Origin of the sequence: Actinoplanes xinjiangensis, from assembly GCF_003148685.1 — a bacterium.
GTDB lineage: Bacteria > Actinomycetota > Actinomycetes > Mycobacteriales > Micromonosporaceae > Actinoplanes > Actinoplanes xinjiangensis.
Genome location: NZ_QGGR01000008.1, coordinates 20673 through 37948, shown reverse-complemented (window position 1 = coordinate 37948; position 17276 = coordinate 20673). Strand labels below are relative to the sequence as shown.

Annotated in this window: 11 protein-coding genes; 6 read left to right on the top strand and 5 right to left on the bottom strand. The window is 71.0% G+C overall.

Annotated elements, in window-relative coordinates:
- Positions 1–41: 41 nt before the first annotated feature.
- Positions 42–467: a hypothetical protein gene (locus BC793_RS19120; RefSeq protein ID WP_239170159.1), complete on the bottom strand. Its 426-nt coding sequence runs from the start codon at positions 465–467 to the stop codon at positions 42–44.
- Positions 468–476: 9 nt separating this feature from the next.
- Positions 477–1583, bottom strand: a complete 1107-nt coding sequence (locus BC793_RS19115; RefSeq protein ID WP_239170158.1) for a trypsin-like serine peptidase — start codon at positions 1581–1583, stop codon at positions 477–479.
- Between the two features lie 769 nt (positions 1584–2352).
- On the opposite strand from BC793_RS19115, the gene BC793_RS19110 reads away from it, so the two are divergent.
- Genes BC793_RS19110 through BC793_RS19100 form a run of 3 tightly spaced genes read left to right on the top strand, consistent with a single transcriptional unit; the run spans position 2353 to position 12329 of the window.
- Complete coding sequence (locus tag BC793_RS19110; RefSeq protein ID WP_109594107.1) at positions 2353–9927, top strand: type I polyketide synthase; 7575 nt, start codon at positions 2353–2355, stop codon at positions 9925–9927.
- A gap of 24 nt (positions 9928–9951) precedes the next feature.
- Positions 9952–11403 (top strand): tryptophan 7-halogenase, encoded by a 1452-nt coding sequence (locus tag BC793_RS19105; protein WP_109594105.1) that lies wholly within the window; start codon positions 9952–9954, stop codon positions 11401–11403.
- Positions 11391–12329: a chorismate transformation FkbO/Hyg5 family protein gene (locus tag BC793_RS19100; RefSeq protein WP_146246335.1), complete on the top strand. Its 939-nt coding sequence runs from the start codon at positions 11391–11393 to the stop codon at positions 12327–12329. The genes BC793_RS19105 and BC793_RS19100 overlap by 13 nt, the downstream gene beginning before the upstream one ends.
- Positions 12330–12369: 40 nt before the next feature.
- Here BC793_RS19100 and BC793_RS19095 read toward each other — a convergent pair whose 3' ends face one another.
- A complete protein-coding gene (locus BC793_RS19095) occupies positions 12370–12747 on the bottom strand; it encodes a hypothetical protein (protein ID WP_109594101.1) in 378 nt (125 codons plus the stop codon).
- A gap of 161 nt (positions 12748–12908) precedes the next feature.
- Between BC793_RS19095 and BC793_RS19090 the strand changes: the two genes are divergently transcribed.
- Both BC793_RS19090 and BC793_RS19085 read left to right on the top strand, forming a co-directional pair.
- A complete protein-coding gene (locus BC793_RS19090) occupies positions 12909–13793 on the top strand; it encodes a UbiA prenyltransferase family protein (RefSeq protein ID WP_158319309.1) in 885 nt (294 codons plus the stop codon).
- Positions 13794–13971: 178 nt separating this feature from the next.
- Positions 13972–14793, top strand: a complete 822-nt coding sequence (locus BC793_RS19085) for a helix-turn-helix domain-containing protein (RefSeq protein WP_158319308.1) — start codon at positions 13972–13974, stop codon at positions 14791–14793.
- 54 nt (positions 14794–14847) lie between these two features.
- Here BC793_RS19085 and BC793_RS19080 read toward each other — a convergent pair whose 3' ends face one another.
- Positions 14848–15054, bottom strand: coding sequence for a DUF397 domain-containing protein (locus tag BC793_RS19080; RefSeq protein ID WP_109594096.1), 207 nt, complete (start codon positions 15052–15054; stop codon positions 14848–14850).
- Positions 15055–15372: 318 nt separating this feature from the next.
- On the opposite strand from BC793_RS19080, the gene BC793_RS19075 reads away from it, so the two are divergent.
- On the top strand, positions 15373–16329 hold the full coding sequence (locus BC793_RS19075; protein WP_158319307.1) for a GGDEF domain-containing protein: 957 nt from the start codon (positions 15373–15375) through the stop codon (positions 16327–16329).
- Positions 16330–16356: 27 nt separating this feature from the next.
- On the opposite strand, the gene BC793_RS19070 is transcribed toward BC793_RS19075, so the two are convergent.
- Entirely contained in the window at positions 16357–17235 is an 879-nt protein-coding gene (locus tag BC793_RS19070) for an NADP-dependent oxidoreductase (RefSeq protein ID WP_249037383.1), read from the bottom strand.
- Between the last annotated feature and the right edge of the window lie 41 nt (positions 17236–17276).

Genomic DNA, 17276 nt, shown 5'->3' with positions numbered 1-17276 from the left:
GCGGCCCGGCAGGCGACGGCTGCTCGCCCGCCGAGCCGGCGTCAGCTCAGGGGTTCGACCTTGCGGTCACCCAGGGCGGAGGTGAGCCGCACCGGGACTACCGACTCCTTGGCGATCGCCGGGCAGTCCTTGTCGGCCGCCTCGGGTAGCAGTCCGACGCGGATCCGGACGCGCACCGCCGTTTCGCTCTCCGTCACTTCCGGCTCGGCGCCGTAACAGTCGGCGGGGCCGGCCGTCACGGTGACCTCGATGGTCCGATCGTCGACACTGCGCCAATCGCGCCACTGAACAACCTGCGCGCCGACCAGGTCGCTCCGGGTCGGCAGCACTCCCGGCCGTGTCGGTCCGGTCGGCGCCGGGACGCCCGACGTGTCGCCGCCGGGCTCGGCCGCGGAACCGCAGGCGCTCAGTGCGGCCACCACAGCCAGCAGACAGGCAGCCAGTGGAAGTGGTGGCCGCACTCTCATCGGTTCAACCTACCAATCGGCGTTGGCGGCGTTCATCGCGTCGACGACAGCCTGGTCGAAGTATGGCCCCTTGTTGACGCCCGCGCTGTTCACCGTGGACATGACCGAGCGGACCGAGCCGAGTCCGCTGGCGTTGTCGTAGTTCCAGGTCCACGGTCCGCCGGAGGAACCACCTCCGAAGTTGCAGGTGATCTTGGACTTGTTGTCCAGGATGCTGTTGTCGGTGGCGGTGCCCCAGCAGGCCCACATGACGTTGCCGCCGTCACGGTTGCTCGGATATCCGAAGATCGACGTGTCGAACTCCGTTCCACCGTTGTAGACCAGGCCGTGCCCGCCGATGGTGTTGACGACCGTCGAGTTCCAGTCGCCACCGGAGTAGGTGGTCACGAAGCCGACGTCCCGGTTGAGGTTGCTGTTGTCGATCCACTCGTTGAAGGTCCGCAGCCAGTACGCCTGGAAGCGGCCGACCGGGTCGTGGTCGCTGTTGAAGGCGTTGTAACCCGGCACGAACACGAGGTTCTGCAGCCAGGTGCCGCCCTGTCCGTCATGGACACAGTGACCGGCGGTGATCAGCACCCGCTTGGACGCGGTGTTGATCGCCGACGCCGAGCACCACGAGCCGCTCTCGTAGCCACCGATGAACAACTTGCCGTTGGTGATCGAGAAGTTCGTCACCGGTGTCGGGGCGTTGGTCACGCTCGGCGAGAGCCGGGCGGCCACCGGCTTCGCCGCGACGGCCGCCGTCTTGCTGGCCACGGCGCGGGCGGTGTCCTCGACCCACTGCGCGTCTCCGGGGGCGTCCAGCGGCTTGGCTGCCTTCATCCGTTCCGGCGTCCAGTGCGCCAGCACCTCCGGGTCTCCGCCGGTGCGCTCGAACGAGCTCAACTGTGCGGGCGTGTAGTTACGCACCCCTTTGTCGCCCGGCAGCCGCACCGGGGCCGGTGCACTGCTGGTGCTCAGATCAGAGCCGCTGATCCGGGCCGGCGTGGGGTTCGCCGCGGCGGGAGCGCCCGCGGGGGCGGTGAGTGCGGCGATCGTTGCGACGGCCGCGGCCAGTGCGGCGACCCCCAGGCGTCTCAGGCTTCTTCGATAACGGATTTCACTTGACGAATCCATATGGCTGATTCCCCCTGTTCAGCAACCGTTTCCGGTGCTCTCGAAGCCGTCTTCATGCCGCGCGGCGACGGCTGTCATCGAGAGGTGAAGCTACCGAAGGAATTGCTCGGCATCTATGCCATTTCATGGATCGAGAGTGATCAGGAGGGTTGCCGAGCGAAATCGGAATAAGTGCTACTTGCATACATCGAAGCCAATGTGTAGAGCGACGTGGTCGGGCTCCGTCCTTTTTGTGCACAACCGGCGGCTGATGTGCTCGAAGTTCCGCACAATCGCAGCCGGTCCCGTCTGCCGGCAGAGTCATGAGAATCCTCGGAATTAAGCGGATTCCCCGCAATTCGTCTCGATCAACGCGTCTATCCGACACGGTCGTTCGCGCCCAGTGTGTTGATCGGATCGAGCGCGGCGCGTGGGGTCGTCCTACGCAAAATCTTCAGCCGCGGTCCTGCATTGCGGGATTTCAAGCCACCGCCCGGCCCGGAAGCAGTGATTGATAACGGCCAATCATGCTCGGCTGCAACGCATATTTCGACCTAGCGGTCGATAAGCAGATCATGCGGCAGCAGACCGGGGCGCCGACCTCGCTGCGCCCGGTGTTCGCCTTCGATCAGGCGCACCGGTCGCCGGCGAGTGATCCGGGGCTCGCCTGGTCTTTGGTAGGAAATATGCCCCAACGGTCCGCTCGGGCGGGACGTGGATTTCGTGTGCCAACATCACCTATATGCATGATCACAACCGACCGGTGCACGTCGATGGTCAAGGCGACGGGATGCGGTCGATACCGCACCTGCTGCGCTCACACGCCCGACAGCGCGGCGGCCGGCCGGCGTTCGCCGACGACCGGCGGATCGTGACCTGGGGTGACCTCGAACGGCGCACCGCGCGGATCGCCGCGGGTCTGCGTGTCCACCGTGGCGAGCGGCTGGCGTTCTGCCTCGACGACGGCGTGGACCTGGTCGAGGTGCTCCTCGCGGCGGTCCGGGCAGGCGCCGTCGGGGTCCCGTTGAGCCCGCACTGCACGGATGCCGAACTCGCGTCTCTGCTGGCCGACTGCGAACCGGCGGTCCTGGTGACCGACGAGCGGCATCTTCCCCAGGTGGAACGGGTCACGGCCGGGCTCGGGCACCTGCGCGTGGTGCTCGCCGGCCAGGACCCACCGCCGGCCAACGGTGACGCCGTGCCGCGCGACGACCTCGGCCTGGACGAGCCGGCCTTCATGCTCTACACCTCCGGGACCACCGGCGCTCCCAAAGGCGCCGTCTCCACGCAGCGGGCGGCCCTGTGGTCAGCGGTCACCTGTTACGGCCCACTGCTGGGACTGAACTCGGACGATCATCTGCTCTGGCCGCTGCCCCTGGCGCACAGCTACGCCCACTCGCTCTGCGTCCTGGGCGTGATCGTCGCCGGCGCCAGCGCCCGGATCGTCGGGAAGCCGGATCCTGCGACGGTGGCGCGGCTCATCACCGAGGAGGCGCCGACCGTCCTCGCCGGGGTGCCTGCCACGTACCGCCAGTTGCTGGACACCGGCCCGCCCGCGGCCACCTCGCTGCGCCTCGCCGTGACTGCCGGCGCGGTCAGCGAGCCCGCGCTGCGTTCGGAGGTCGAGGCGCTGCTCGGCGTCCCGCTGCTGGACTGTTACGGCAGCACGGAGACGTGCGGCATGATCGCCGTCGAGCCCGCCGGCGCTCCCCGGGGCACGGGTACCAGCGGTCCGCCCGTACCCGGTGTCGAGGTGCGGCTGGTCGATCCCGCGACCGGTGACTCGGCGAGCGCGGACGGGGAGATCTGGGTGCGCGGGCCGAACCTGATGCTCGGCTATCACCGTAAACCCGAGGCGACCGCCGAGGTGCTGGTGGACGGCTGGTACCGCACCGGCGACCTGGGCCGCATCGACACCTCCGGGCACCTCAGCGTCGTCGGGCGGGTCAGCGACCTGATCATCCGCGGCGGCTCCAACGTGGATCCGGCCGAGGTCGAGCGGGCGCTGCAGGGACTTCAGGGCGTGCGCGAGGCCGCCGTCGTCGCGCGGGAGCATCCCCTGCTCGGCGAGGTGCCGGTGGCCTTCGTCGTGCCCACGGACACCACGATCGAGGCGGCCGCACTGCTGCGCGCCTGCGCCCGGGTGCTGTCCGCGCACAAGGTGCCCGAGGAGATCGTCTTCACACCGCTGATTCCGCGTACGAGATCCGGCAAACCCCGCCGCCGGCTGCTGCGGGAGTCCCTCGCGGTGGCACCGTCGCCGGACACGACCGCCCGGCTGGCGGGCCTGCCCCCCGGTGAGCGGCAGACGGCCCTGGCCGAGCTGGTCCGCACCGAGGTCGCGGCGATCTGCGGGCCGGTCGACGCGATGACGACGGCGTTCGCCGACCTCGGCCTGACCTCGATGGGCGCCATGACGGTGTGGCACCGGCTCAGCCTGCGGACCGGCCTGCGGCTGCCGACCACGATCATGTGGGACCACCCCAGCCCGGCGGCCCTGGTCTCGTACCTGGACGCGCGGTTGCCCGGCGCCGGGCCCGTCACGGTGACCGAGCGGACCAGGGCCGCGACCGATCCGGTGGCGATCGTCGCGCTCGGGTGCCGCTATCCCGGCGGCGTGAACTCGCCGGAGGACCTCTGGCGTCTCGTCGCCCAGGGCGTGGACGCCACCAGCGACTTCCCGGTCAACCGCGGCTGGGATGTCGAGGCGCTCTACGACAGCGATCCCGACCGGATCGGCAAGACGTACACCCGGCGCGGCGGCTTCCTGCACGACGCGGCCGACTTCGACCCGGCCTTCTTCGGCATCTCGCCCAAGGAGGCGCTCGCCACGGACCCGCAGCAACGGCTGCTTCTCGAGGTCGCCTGGGAGGTCTTCGAACGCGCCGGCATCCCCGCGCCCACCCTGCGGGGCACCGACACCGGCGTGTACGTCGGGCACATGCACGGCGACTACGCGAAACGGTTGTCCACTCACGAACTCGAGTCGCACCTGGGCATCGGCTCGGCCGGCAGCGTCGCCTCCGGCCGCATCTCGTACGTGCTGGGACTGCGCGGCCCGGCGCTGACCATCGACACCGCCTGCTCGTCGTCGCTCGTGGCGATGGATCTCGCCGCGAAGGCACTGCGGGCGGGGGAATGCACCCTCGCCCTCGCCGGTGGCGTCACGGTGATGGCGACACCGCAGGCGTACGTCGCCTTCAGCCGCCAGCGAGGCCTCTCCCCGGACGGGCGGTGCCGCTCCTTCTCCGCCGGTGCCGACGGCACCGCGTGGGCCGAGGGCGTGGGCCTGGTACTGCTGGAGCGCCTGGACGACGCCCGGCGCAACGGGCACCCGGTACTCGCGGTGCTGCGCGGCTCCGCGGTCAACTCCGACGGCGCCTCGAACGGCCTCACCGCACCCAACGGCGAGGCGCAACGCGAACTCATCCGCCTGGCACTCGCCGACGCGGGCCTGCGCGGCTGCGACGTGGACGTGGTGGAGGGGCACGGCACGGCCACCCGGCTCGGTGATCCGATCGAGGCCACCGCGGTCCTGGCCACGTACGGGCAGGACCGGGAGAGTCCCGTCTGGCTGGGGTCGGTGAAGTCCAACCTCGGGCACACCCAGGCGGCGGCCGGCATCGCGGGCGTCATCAAGATGATCGAGGCGATGCACCACCAGGAGATTCCGCGCTCGCTCCACGCCGGCGAGCCGTCGCCACACGTCGACTGGACCGCGGGGGCGGTACGACTGCTCGACACCGCGCAGCCCTGGCCGGTGGGCGGGCGCCCCCGTCGGGCGGCCGTGTCGTCGTTCGGCATCGGCGGGACCAACGCGCACGTGATCCTCGAGGAACCACCCGCCGACACCGCCACACCACCGGCGCCGTCGCCGGGCCTGGCCGGCGCGCCCTGGCTGATCAGCGGCGCCGACGAGGCGGGGCTGCGCGCGTACGCCGGGCGGCTCGCCGACGAACTGACCGGCATGTCCCCGCTGGACGTCGGCTTTTCACTGGCCACCGGGCGAACCGCACTCGAGCACCGGGCCGCGGTGCCGGCGGGTGACTTCGACGCGCTGCGGGACCTGGCTCGCGGCGTACCGAACCGGGACGTGCGGCAGGCAACGGCCCGCCGCGCGCCGCGCACGGCGTTGCTGTTCACCGGGCAGGGCGCGCAACGGCTCGGCATGGGCCGCGAGCTGGCGGCTGCCTTCCCGCGCTTCGCCGAGGTCTATGAACAGGTCTGCGCGGCCTTCACGCCGCATCTGGCCACGCCGCTGCGGGACGTGATCGACGGCACGGACGCCGACCTGCTGAACGGTACGGACTACGCGCAGCCGGCCCTCTTCGCCTTCGAGGTCGCCCTGCACGCCCTGTACGAGGCCTTCGGTGTGCGGGCGGCCCACCTCGCCGGCCACTCGATCGGTGAACTCGTCGCCGCGCATGTGGCGGGCGTGCTGTCGCTGCCGGACGCCGCCCGCCTGGTCGCCGCGCGGGGACGGTTGATGGCAGCCCTCCCTCCGGGCGGGACGATGGTCGCCGTCCGGGCGACCGAGAACGAGGTCCAGAGGCTCCTCGCGGACAGCGCCGGTCAGGTGGCCCTCGCCGCGGTCAACGGCCCGGAGTCGGTCGTGCTCTCCGGCGCCCAAGACGCCGTCGATGCCCTGGTCGTACGGCTGGGACGCCCCGCCAACCGGCTCACGGTGAGCCACGCCTTCCACTCCGCACTGCTCGACCCCATGCTGGCCGACTTCCGTGCGGTGGCCGAGTCGGTGACCTACCACCCGCCGTCGGTGCCGGTGGTGTCCGGCCTGATCGGCCGGCCCGATCCGGACGCGCTGGTCACCGCGGGCTACTGGGTCCGGCACGCCCGCGAGACGGTCCGCTACGCCGACGCGGTGACCTGGCTGGAGCGGGCGGGGACGACCGCCTTCGTCGAAATCGGCCCGGACGCCGTCCTCGCCGTCCTCGCCGCGCGATGTGTCGCAGCCGACTCCGACGCGCTCCTCGTGCCGGGCATCCGTTCCGGCACCGCCGAGGTCCTCGACGTGCTCGGGGCGCTGCACGTGCACGGCCTGCCGATCGACTGGCAGGCCGTGTACGCGGGCAGCGGCGCCGGCCGGTGCCCGCTGCCGACGTACCCCTTCCAACGACAGCGCTACTGGCTCGACGCCACCGTCAAGGCCGACGCCGAGATCCACCCCCTGCTCGGCGTCGCACAACCCGCCGCCGATGGACCCCAGGTCCGTCATTCCGGGCTCCTCTCCACCGGTCGCCAGCAGTGGCTCGCGGACCACGTCATCGGTGACGGCGTCGTCGTACCGGCCGCCGCGCTCGTGGAGGCGGCGTTGCACGCGGGAGGCGGGATCGCCCGCCTGGCCGAACTGACGATCGGCACGCCCCTGGTGTTGCCGGGCCCGGCGGAACTCCAGGTCGTCGTGGACGCGCCGAACGGCTCCCCGGATCGTCCGCTGACCATCTGGTCCCGCGAGAACGGCTCACCGGGACCGTGGACGTCCCATGCCACCGCCGTCCTCACCACGACGACAGGCCAGGTCCCTCCGGCCGCGTCCTCCTGGCCACCGCCCGGCGCACAACCCGTGACCGTCGACTACGACGGGCTCGCCGCGGCGGGCTTCCGTTACGGCCCGGCGTTCCGCGTGGTCACGGCCCTGTGGCAGGACGGCGACGGGATCTACGCCGACCTGGCGCTGCCCGTCGGGGAAGCCGCCGTGGCCGACCGCTACAGCGTGCATCCCGCGCTCGTCGACGCGGCGCTGCACGCCAGTCTGCTGGCCGAGCCGCCGGAGAAGCTGCGGGTGCCGTTCGCCCTCCACGGCGTCGAGTTGCACGCCACGGGGGTCACCACGGCCAGAGCGACACTCACCCGCATCGGGCCCGACGAGATCCGGGTGACGGTGACCGACCGGGCCGGCCGGCCGGTCCTGTCCATCGACTCGCTGAAGACCAGGGAGATGGCGGGGGAGAACGCGGCACGGGCGACGGCCCGGCGAGCGCTGCACCGCCTCGACTGGGTTCCGGCGCCGGACACCCGCGACAGCGGTCCGCACGAGATCTTCCGCCCGGTGGCCCCCGCCGACGGCGACCCGCCCACCCGGGCCCGCCTCCTGCTCGACGCCGTCCTCACCCGCCTGCAACAGTGGCTTGCCGACGACCGGCCGGGCCGTCTCGTCGTGGTCACCGAGCAGGCCACCGGAGCAGACCCCGATCCGGCTGCCGCCGCGGTCTGGGGCCTGCTGGGCAGCGCCCAGTCGGAGCACCCCGGCAGGTTCACCGCGGTGGACCTGTGCGGGAACGCCGCCTCCGAGGCGGCGCTGAGCCCGGCTGCGGCGCTGGCCGAACCACGGATCGCGGTCCGCGGCGGCACGATCCTCGCGCCCAGGCTGGCGTCGTCGGGTGCCGCCGACGGCACCCCGCCGGCCCTCGATCAGGCAGGCGTCGTCCTCGTCACCGGCGGCACCGGCGCCCTCGGCGCGATCCTGACCCGCTACCTCGTCACCGAGTGCGGGATCCGCCACGTCGTGCTCGCCGGCCGCCGTGGAACCACGCCGGAATGGGCGGAACAACTCGCCGCGCAGGTCACCGTCGTGGCCTGCGACGTCAGCGACCGGGCGTCGGTTGATGCGCTCGTCACCGCGTGCGGGCCGGCCCTGACCGCCGTGTTCCACCTGGCCGGGGTTCTCGACGACGGCGTGCTGACCGCGATGACGCCCGCACGGATGGCGCGCGTCCTGGCACCGAAGGCGGACGCCGCCTGGCACCTGCACGAGGCCACCAAGGATCTCGACCTCGCCGCCTTCGTACTGTATTCCTCGGTTTCCGGGATCCTCGGCCCGCCCGGTCAGTCCAACTACTCGGCTTCGAACGCGTTCCTCGACGCACTGGCCGGCCACCGCGTCGCGAGAGGGATGCCCGCACAGTCACTCGCCTGGGGACTGTGGGACACCGAGAGCGACGGGATGTCCGGTCAGGTGGCCGCCCGGCGGAAACGCGGGGAAGGTGAGGTCCTGGCACTCACCCCGGCAGAGGGCGCGGCCCTGCTGGACCGGGCATTGCGGACCAGCGAGCCGGTGCTCGTCCCGGTCGCCCTGGATCCGGGTGCACTGACCGGCACCGGGGTCCCACCCATTCTCGCGGGCCTGGCACCCCCGGCCGTGTCCGCGAGCCCGGCACCGTCGGCCGCGGCGGAGCTCGGCGGATGGCAGAACGTGCTCGCGGCGCTACCACCGGCGGAACAGGAACCGAAGCTGGCGACCCTGATCCAGACCGAGATCGCGGCGGTGCTGGGCTTCCCGGACGGCACGGTCCTGGCCCCGGATCGGCACTTCGCCGATCTGGGCCTCGACTCGCTGGCGGCGGTGCACATCCGCAACCGGCTCAGCGCCTTCAGCGGCGTGCGGCTGGACGCGACGGTCGCCCTGAACCATCCGACCCTGGCCGACCTGACGGCGCACCTGTACGCCCGCCTCGCCTCGGATCTGCCCGCCGAGCAGCCCGCCGAGCAGCCCGCCGAGCAGCCCGGCGCCGCCGAACGATTCGCCGCGATCTACCACCGCGTCCTTCGCCACCAGGGCGCCCTCCCGGCGATGACCCTGCGCTACCTGGCCTCGTACGGCCTGCCGACCTTCGGCAGCGATCAGCGGACCGCGCATGTCATCACACCGCGGTCCTTCGCCGCCGGAGACGCGCGCCGGCCCGTGCTCGTGTTCTTCTCCGGCTACTTCGCCCTGGCCACCCCGGCCCCGGTCGAACTCGGCCGGGCCCTCGACGGCGAATTCGACCTGCACGCCCTCACCCATCCCGGCTTCGGTGAGCGTCGCGACATCCCCGACAGCGTCGCGACGCTCGTCGACGTGCATGCCGACACGGTCCGGGACCTCGTCGGCGACCGGCCGTTCGTCCTGGTCGGCCACAGCACCGGCGGTCAGGTCGCGCACGCCGTGACCGAACGGCTCGTGGCCGACGGCAGCACACCCGCCGGGCTGATCCTGATCGAATCCGACCACAGCGACGAAGGCCGGCAGGACAGGCGGGCACTCTGCCTCGTGGAGGCGGACCGCGACCGCCCGCAGGAACTGTTCAACGGCTTCTTCTCCGACAAGGTCACGATCGCCGGCGGCGGGTACGTGCGGCTCTTCGAGGACTGGCGGCCCGCGCCGATCCCGGTACCGACACTCCTGCTCCGGGCGTCGCCGACGCGGGAGATGCTCGACGCCGATCCCGACGGCGGATGGGAGCCGCGATGGCCCCTGCCGCACGAGGCGGTGGACATCCCGGGCGATCACTACAGCGTGCTCAGTGCCGACACCGAGACGACGGCGGCCGCCATGCGTACGTGGCTGCGCGCTCTGCCGGCCGAGTGAGAATCCGACATCAAGGAGCTACGGATGACTGAGACCTTCGACGTCGTGGTCGTCGGCGGCGGCCCGGCAGGTTCGACCGCGGCAACCGTCGTCGCCATGCGCGGACACCGGGTGATGCTGCTGGAGAAGGAGACGTTTCCCCGATACCAGATCGGCGAGTCGCTGCTGCCGTCCACGGTGCACGGGATCTGCCGCATCCTCGGCGTGACGGACGAGGTCGGCCGTGCCGGCTTCACCGTCAAGAACGGCGGCACGTTCCGGTGGGGCCGCAACCCCGAGCCGTGGCGGTTCTCCTTCGCCATGTCGCCGCGCCTGCCGGAGCCGACCTCGACCGCGTTGCAGGTCGAACGCGCCAAGTTCGACCACATCCTGCTGCGCAACGCCGCCCGGGTCGGCGTCGACGTCCGCGAACAGTGTCAGGTCCGCGGCGTCATCGAGGCCGACGGCCGGGTACAGGGCGTCGAGTACACCGACGCCGGCGGCGCCCGGCACACCGTGCACGCCCGGTACGTCGTGGACGCCTCCGGCAACACCAGCCGCATCCACGGCAGGGTCGGCGGTTCCCGGGTCTACTCGGACTTCTTCCGCAACCTCGCGGTGTTCGGCTACTTCGCCGGCGGCGACCGGCTCCCGCAACCGAATGCCGGCAACATCTTCTGTGCGGCCTTCGACGCCGGCTGGCTCTGGTACATCCCCCTGCGCGACAACCTCACCAGCGTGGGCGCTGTCGTCTCCGCCGAGCACCGCGCCGCCGTACAGGGTGATCCCCGCGCCGTCTGGCGCTCGATGATCGAGGCGTGCCCCGAGATCAGCAGCAAACTCGTCGGCGTGCCGGTCGCCACCGAGCAGCCGTACGACCAGGTGCGCGTGCGTAAGGACTATTCGTACTGGAAGCAGTCGTTCTCCTCACCCGGCATGCTGCTGGTGGGGGACGCGGCGTGCTTCGTCGACCCGGTGATCTCCTCCGGCGTGCACCTGGCGACCTACGGGGCTCTGCTCGCCGCCCGGTCGATCAACGCCTGTCTCGACGGCGCGGTGCCCGAGCAGCGGAGCCTCGCCGAGTTCGAGGCCCGGTACCGCCGCGAGTACGCCCTGTTCTACGAGTTCCTGATGTCCTTCTACGACATGCAGAGCGACGAGAGTTCCTACTTCTGGCAGGCCAAGCGGGTGACGGCGGTGGACGCCACGGAAGCCGCCGCGTTCGCCGAGCTGGTCGGCGGGCTCGTGCCGGGCGAGGCCGGCGTCGGCCTCCGGCTGACCGAGTCGGCCGCGGACCTCGCCGGTGCGGTCGGCAGACTGGCGACGGCCGGGGACCGGCACAACCCGCTGGCCGCCGCACGGACCGTGGGGGAGACCTTCCGGCAGGGCCGCAACCTCCAGGAGGAGGCCCTGTACGGCGGCCCCCTCGACGACACCGAGCCGCCCGTCCCCGGCGGGCTCGCCCTGGCGAAGGACGGCCTGGGTTGGATCGCCTGAGGAGCGTCTTCGCCGATCCCGGGGGAGTGGCACACCCGCTGGGCATCGTCGGGTACGGCGCCGCCACGGCACCGTCGATCCGTACCGGAACACCGGCCCTCGACATACCCCTGGCCTCGGCCCTCACCGAGGTGTGGACGACCGGCCGGCCGGTGACCACGGGCTCCGGCGGCGGCATCACCTTCGGCCATGACGGCGACTACGCCTTCTGCGCCGGCGTGGTGCCCCCGTCACCCCGGTACGCGCCAGGGGTCCGGGACGCCTATCTACGGGCGTTCGGGGCACTGGCCGACCTCGGATACCCGTACGTGTTCCGGATGTGGAACTTCGTCGGCCGGATCAACGCGGCCAATGCGGACGGCCTGGAGACCTACCGGGACTTCTGCCGAGGGCGGGCGGAGGCCTTCGAGAGCTCACCGCTGCCCCTCGACACGCTGCCCGCGGCCACCGGTGTCGGCGCACACCTGCCGGGTATCGGCTTCTCCCTGTTGGCGCGTCGCGAGCCCGGGCACGTCGCCGTCGAGAACCACCGGCAGGTGCCGGCCTACCGCTACCCCGATCGGTACGGGCCCCGGCCGCCGAGTTTCGCCCGGGCGAGCCGCCTGCCCGGCGGCCCTTTCCTGATCTCCGGAACGGCCAGCATCCTGGGCCACCGCACGGTCCACGCGGGTGAACTGGCGTCCCAGTGCCGCACGACGCTGGACAACCTCGCCACGCTCGCCCCCGACCTGCGCTCCCTACAGGCGGTCAAGGTGTACGTGCGGCACGCCGCCGACGTCGAGGAGATACGCCGGTTGTGCGCCCCGGTGTTCGACGGTGAGGTCGCCTACTTCACCACCGACCTGTGCCGCTCCGACCTGCTGGTGGAGATCGAAGGGATGGCGCCCGCAACGGCACCGGTCAAGGCAACTGAGACGGTCTGTTGATGCTGTCCAGCACGCCTACGGGTAGCGCTCCGGCGAGCTGTCAGGACGGTGGTGCCAGGGTCGCGGCCAAGGCGCGCACCCGGTCGTGGATCTCGCCGCACATCTGCTCGTCGAACGACTGACACTCCAACGTCCACCGCACCTCGGCGGTGAACCGGTCGGCGCAGTCGATGGCGACCAGTAGTTCCGGGGCCGGCACCGCCGACAGCGGCCGGGGTGCCGCCTCATCCAGCAGGTGGCGCACCGGCGTGCCACTCAGCAGCCGTGCGGCGTGCAGGCTGACCTCGGTCTGTGGGTCCACTCCGGCGGACAGCGCCGTCCAGCCCGGAAGCCGCAGACCGTTGAACCAGGCTGCCGCGATCCGGCTCTTTCCCGCCCCATGCGGACACACGAACAGCACGGTCCGTTGTTGCGTCATCGCCCCACCCACTCTCGATTCCAAAGTAACCGTGGTTACACTATCGCCCTGCCGATGTGTGACACCCGCCGGTCCTCATGATCGCCAGGCGAAGTCGCGGAGCACCCGCAAGTCGCCGGTTTCTCAGCGGCGGCACAGCCGAGGCGGGTGAGGATGCGGGCATGACGACGACGGTGCGCGGACGGTCGGCGATTGCGCTGGTGGCGATGTCACGGCCGTGGTTCTGGCCGGTCTCGTGGGTGCCCGCCTATCTCGGCACCGTTCTGGCCGGACACTCGTGGCTGCCGGACCGCGCCGACGCCCCTCGAGCCGCGGTGGCGCTGCTCGTGCTCGGACCGCTGATCTGGGCGGCGGTGCTGGCCCAGAACGACCTGCACGACCTGCACAGCGACCGCGTCAACCCCCGGAAGGCGACCGCGCCGCTGGTCACCGGGGCGGTGTCGGCGGCACGGCTGCGAAGCTGGTACCGGATCGCGGCACTCGCTTGTGTCGGCGCCGCGCTGTACGTGGGGCCGCTGTTCGTGGTCGGTGTGGCAGGGGTGCTGGCGCTCGGCTGGGCGTACAGTGTGCCGCCGTTGCGGCTGAAGACCCGTCCGGGCTGGGACGTCGCGGTGAACGCACTGGTCGTGGGGCTGGTGTCACCCGCGGCCGGCTGGGCGATCACCGACCCACCGTGGGCGTTCCCCTGGCAGTTCGGGCTGATCGGCGTGCTGTTCGCGGCGGCGCTGTACGTGCCGACGACCGTCACCGACCTCGCCGCAGACTCGGAAGGCGGCGACACCACGTTCGCCGTACGATTCGGCGCGCGTGTCGCGTACCGCATCGGGGTGGGTCTCTGGGGTTCGGCTCTTGCCGTGGCCCTGCTGTGCGCGGCGTCTGACGTGGTGGTGCCGCGCTCGACGCTGGTGCCGCAGTTGTTCGCCGCGCCGGTTCTGCTGGCCGGGTATGCCGTGCTCACGCGCCGCCCGTCGATTCCCCGGATGGCGGCCATCTCGGTGCTGTTCGCGATTCCGACGGTGGGTTTCGCGTATGCCTACGTCGGATAGCCACACACCAGCGGTCCGGTGGCGTGACGCACGCGGGGTCCGGGGCCGCGACGATCCCGCAACGCAGGCGCATGACACGTTGGATGTCGCAACGACGGGTTGCCTGTCGACAACGCGGCGTTGCGGGTACGGTGGTCGGCGTCACCGTCCACATGGGTTGGCAAGGCGGAGGTAAGGCGTGCCGGTCACAGGCCAACGCGTCGTACGGCGGGCGTTGGGGCGGCGATTGACGCGGCTGCGCACGGCGTGCGGGATGAGCCGACGGGATGTGGTGGAAGCGCGGCTGGGCATCTCGGAGCCGACGCTGCACCGCATCGAGACGGGCAAGGTGCCGGTGACCGGGGCGAACGTACGCGCGCTCTGCTGGCTCTACGGCGCGGACCAGAGCATCACCGACGCGCTTGCCGACCTCGCGCTGGGCACGTCACAGCAGGAGTGGTGGGACGCCAGCCCGGTGATTCCCGAGTGGTTCAAGTTGTACGTCGGGCTGGAGGCGTCCGCATCCCGCATGTTCGGGTACGACGGCGAGATCATCCCCGGCGAACTGCAGACCCCGGAGTACGCGCGAGCCGTCTTCGGCGCCGAGCAGCCGGCCGACGAGGAGGTCGCCGAGCGCCACATCAACCTTCGCATGCAGCGGCAGAAGACGCTCTTCGCTCGCACTCCACCGATCCGCCTGGTGACGGTGCTCGGCGAGGGGACGTTGACCCGGCCGGTCGGCGGTGAACAGGTGATGAAGGGCCAGCTCGAGCACCTACGACGGCTGTCCCGGGAGGACACGGTCGACATCCGGGTGCTGCCGTTCTCGGTCGGGGCGCACGCGGCGATGGCCGGTGCGTTCCGGATCCTGGAGTTCGACGACCCGGACGATCCCGACGTGGTCTACCTCGAATCCCACGTCGGTGCCCTCTACCTGGAGGAACAGGTCGAGGTTGACGAATACCGGCGGATCTTCGATCTCATCAGCAAAGATTCCGTGCCGGTCGGAGAGTTCCGGTGACGAACTGAGAAGTACCGGTGGGGGAGTCTGCCCGCCGTGAGCGGGCCGGCGTGATCAGTCGGTCAGGAGCTGGTCGAACTCGCCGCGCTTGGCGCCGAACAGGAACGAGTCCCACTCCTCGATCGTGAACACCACCGTGCCGGCCTCGCGTGCCTTGCTGTTGCGAACCTCGATGAGGCCGTCCTGACGGCGGGCCTCGACGCAACTGCCCCCGTTGCCTGTCGACCTGCTGGAAATGATCCAGCCGGTTTCCTCGCTCATCAGTGCCCCTCCCTCTGGAGTTGCTCACTGTGGGTGATCGACTTGCCACCGATCGAGTGGCCGAATTCGACCCCTAATGCCTGCCCGAAGTGCAAAATCACGATTTTACGTTCGCGGGCGGCTCTTTCACCACGAAAGCGCACGTACCTAGAGTAGCCGAAACCCGCTTCGGACGCATCCTGTCGCCGTGACAGTCGTCCTCGTGAAATCTTGCACGCGTCTCGGCCGACTGCCATGATTCCACTGTGGCGTTTGGCGATTACTCGCCGTCGACTCGACAGCTCCCGCTGGTCCGCCAGAGTGATGAGAGGACGGCCGATGCGGATCCTCGATCCGGCCGCCGCCGACACGGGCGGCGCACTGTCAGCTGACACCCAGCTGGGAACCGAGCCCGAAACCGCCCGTCTCCAGGCTCGCATCGATCAACTCGCGGCGCACGTCCAGCAACTGGAGCAGGAGCGAGCCTCGCTTCGATGGCTGGCCGGCCACGACGACCTCACCGGACTCGCCAACCGCCGCCTCTTTCACACCCTCGCCCCGGAGTTGCTGCGCCGCGACGATCACTCGCCGGCCGTCCTGATCCTCGACCTCAACGGTTTTAAGCCGATCAACGACACCTACGGGCACGACGCCGGTGACGAGGTCCTCTGCGCGGTCGCCCGGCGCATGGTCGACTGCCTCGGTGACCATCTGGTGGCCCGGTTCGGCGGTGACGAGTTCGCCGCGCTGCCTCGCGCCCCGCACGCCGACGTCCCCGAGACGTGGTGGTACGAGCTGGCCGGCTCGCTGAGCGCTGCGATCGCGCCCCCGATGAACGTGCTGGGTCACACGCTGTCCGTCACCGCCTCGATCGGCGTCGTACCGGCTGGGCCCTCCCGCGAGCTTCCCGACCTGCTGCGCCGCGCGGACCAGGCCATGTTCAGCGCCAAGCGGCACGCGAACACCACCGACAAGGCCGGTATCACCTGGGTCGTGGCCACCCAAGCCGGCGACCACACCGAGACGTACGAGCCGGTCGCCATCCCCGTGCCCCCGCCGGGTCCGGCCGCCCCGGGATCCGCAGTGGCGTACCGGCCGGGCGACCCGATATGGGTGCACCGCAGCGGCGCCCGGCGTGCGGGAGTGATCGAGGGCGCCTGCGAATGGGCGGCCCTGGTCCGCTACCGATGCGTGAACGGCGCCGGCACGATGGTCGACACGATACCCACGAACTGCCTCACGATCCGCGCCGAAGCCGACCCCTACCTGGACCGGAAGGCCTCCGCCTCCCTGTGATCACGGTCGCCGCCGCAGGGCTCCCGGTCAGCCCACCGTCAGCACGAGCTTTCCGTGCAGACCCCCGGCCAATACCCGCCGGTGTGCGTCGGCCGCTTCGGTCAACGGCATCGTGACCGCCACGCGCGTGCGCAGCTGTCCGGCCGCCACCCGCCCCACCAGGTCGGCCAACAGGTCGCGGTCGTGCCGGATGAGTTGCAGCTCCTGGCGCACACCACGTGCCGGAACGATGGCCGGCGTGGGCCGGGTCGCGACCACGATTCCCCGGTCCTGGACGGCGGCGGCCGCCGCCTCGCCCACGGGAACCGCGTCGAACACCGCGCCCACCGGCCCTACCGTGGCCAGATCGACGGAACGGGCGATCACCTCGTGCACGCCGAGACCGCGCACCCATTGCTCATCGCCGTGGCTCGCCTGGGCCACCACACGGTAGCCGTCCTGAACGGCGAGCTGGGTGGCGAAACCGCCGACACCACCGCTGGCACCGGTGACCAGAATGCTGCTGCCGGCCGGCAGCATCGCCAATGACACCAGTGCAAGCCCCTGGTGTGCGGTCTGTGCGTTGAGCGGCACCGTGGCCGCGGACACGAAGTCGAGCTCGTCCGGCAGCCGCACCAGCCAGTCGACGTCGGCGGCCACGAACTCGGCATAACCACCGGGGTTACCCCGCGTCAAATACCACGGAATCATCCCGACGACACGATCACCCAACTCGAAATCCGCCGTGCCGGGGCCGACCGAGGCAACCTCGCCGGCGATGTCCCACCCGGGCGAGAACGGCGGCGGAACCGGCCCCCGAGGAATCTCTCCGGTGGTGGCGGCGACATCGGCCGGGTGCACACAGACCGCACGGATCCGGACCACCACCTGCCCGGGCCCCGCTTCGGGCTCGGGCAGCTCGGTCACCTGCAACACCTCAGGACCGCCAAGCGCGGCCGCGACTACTC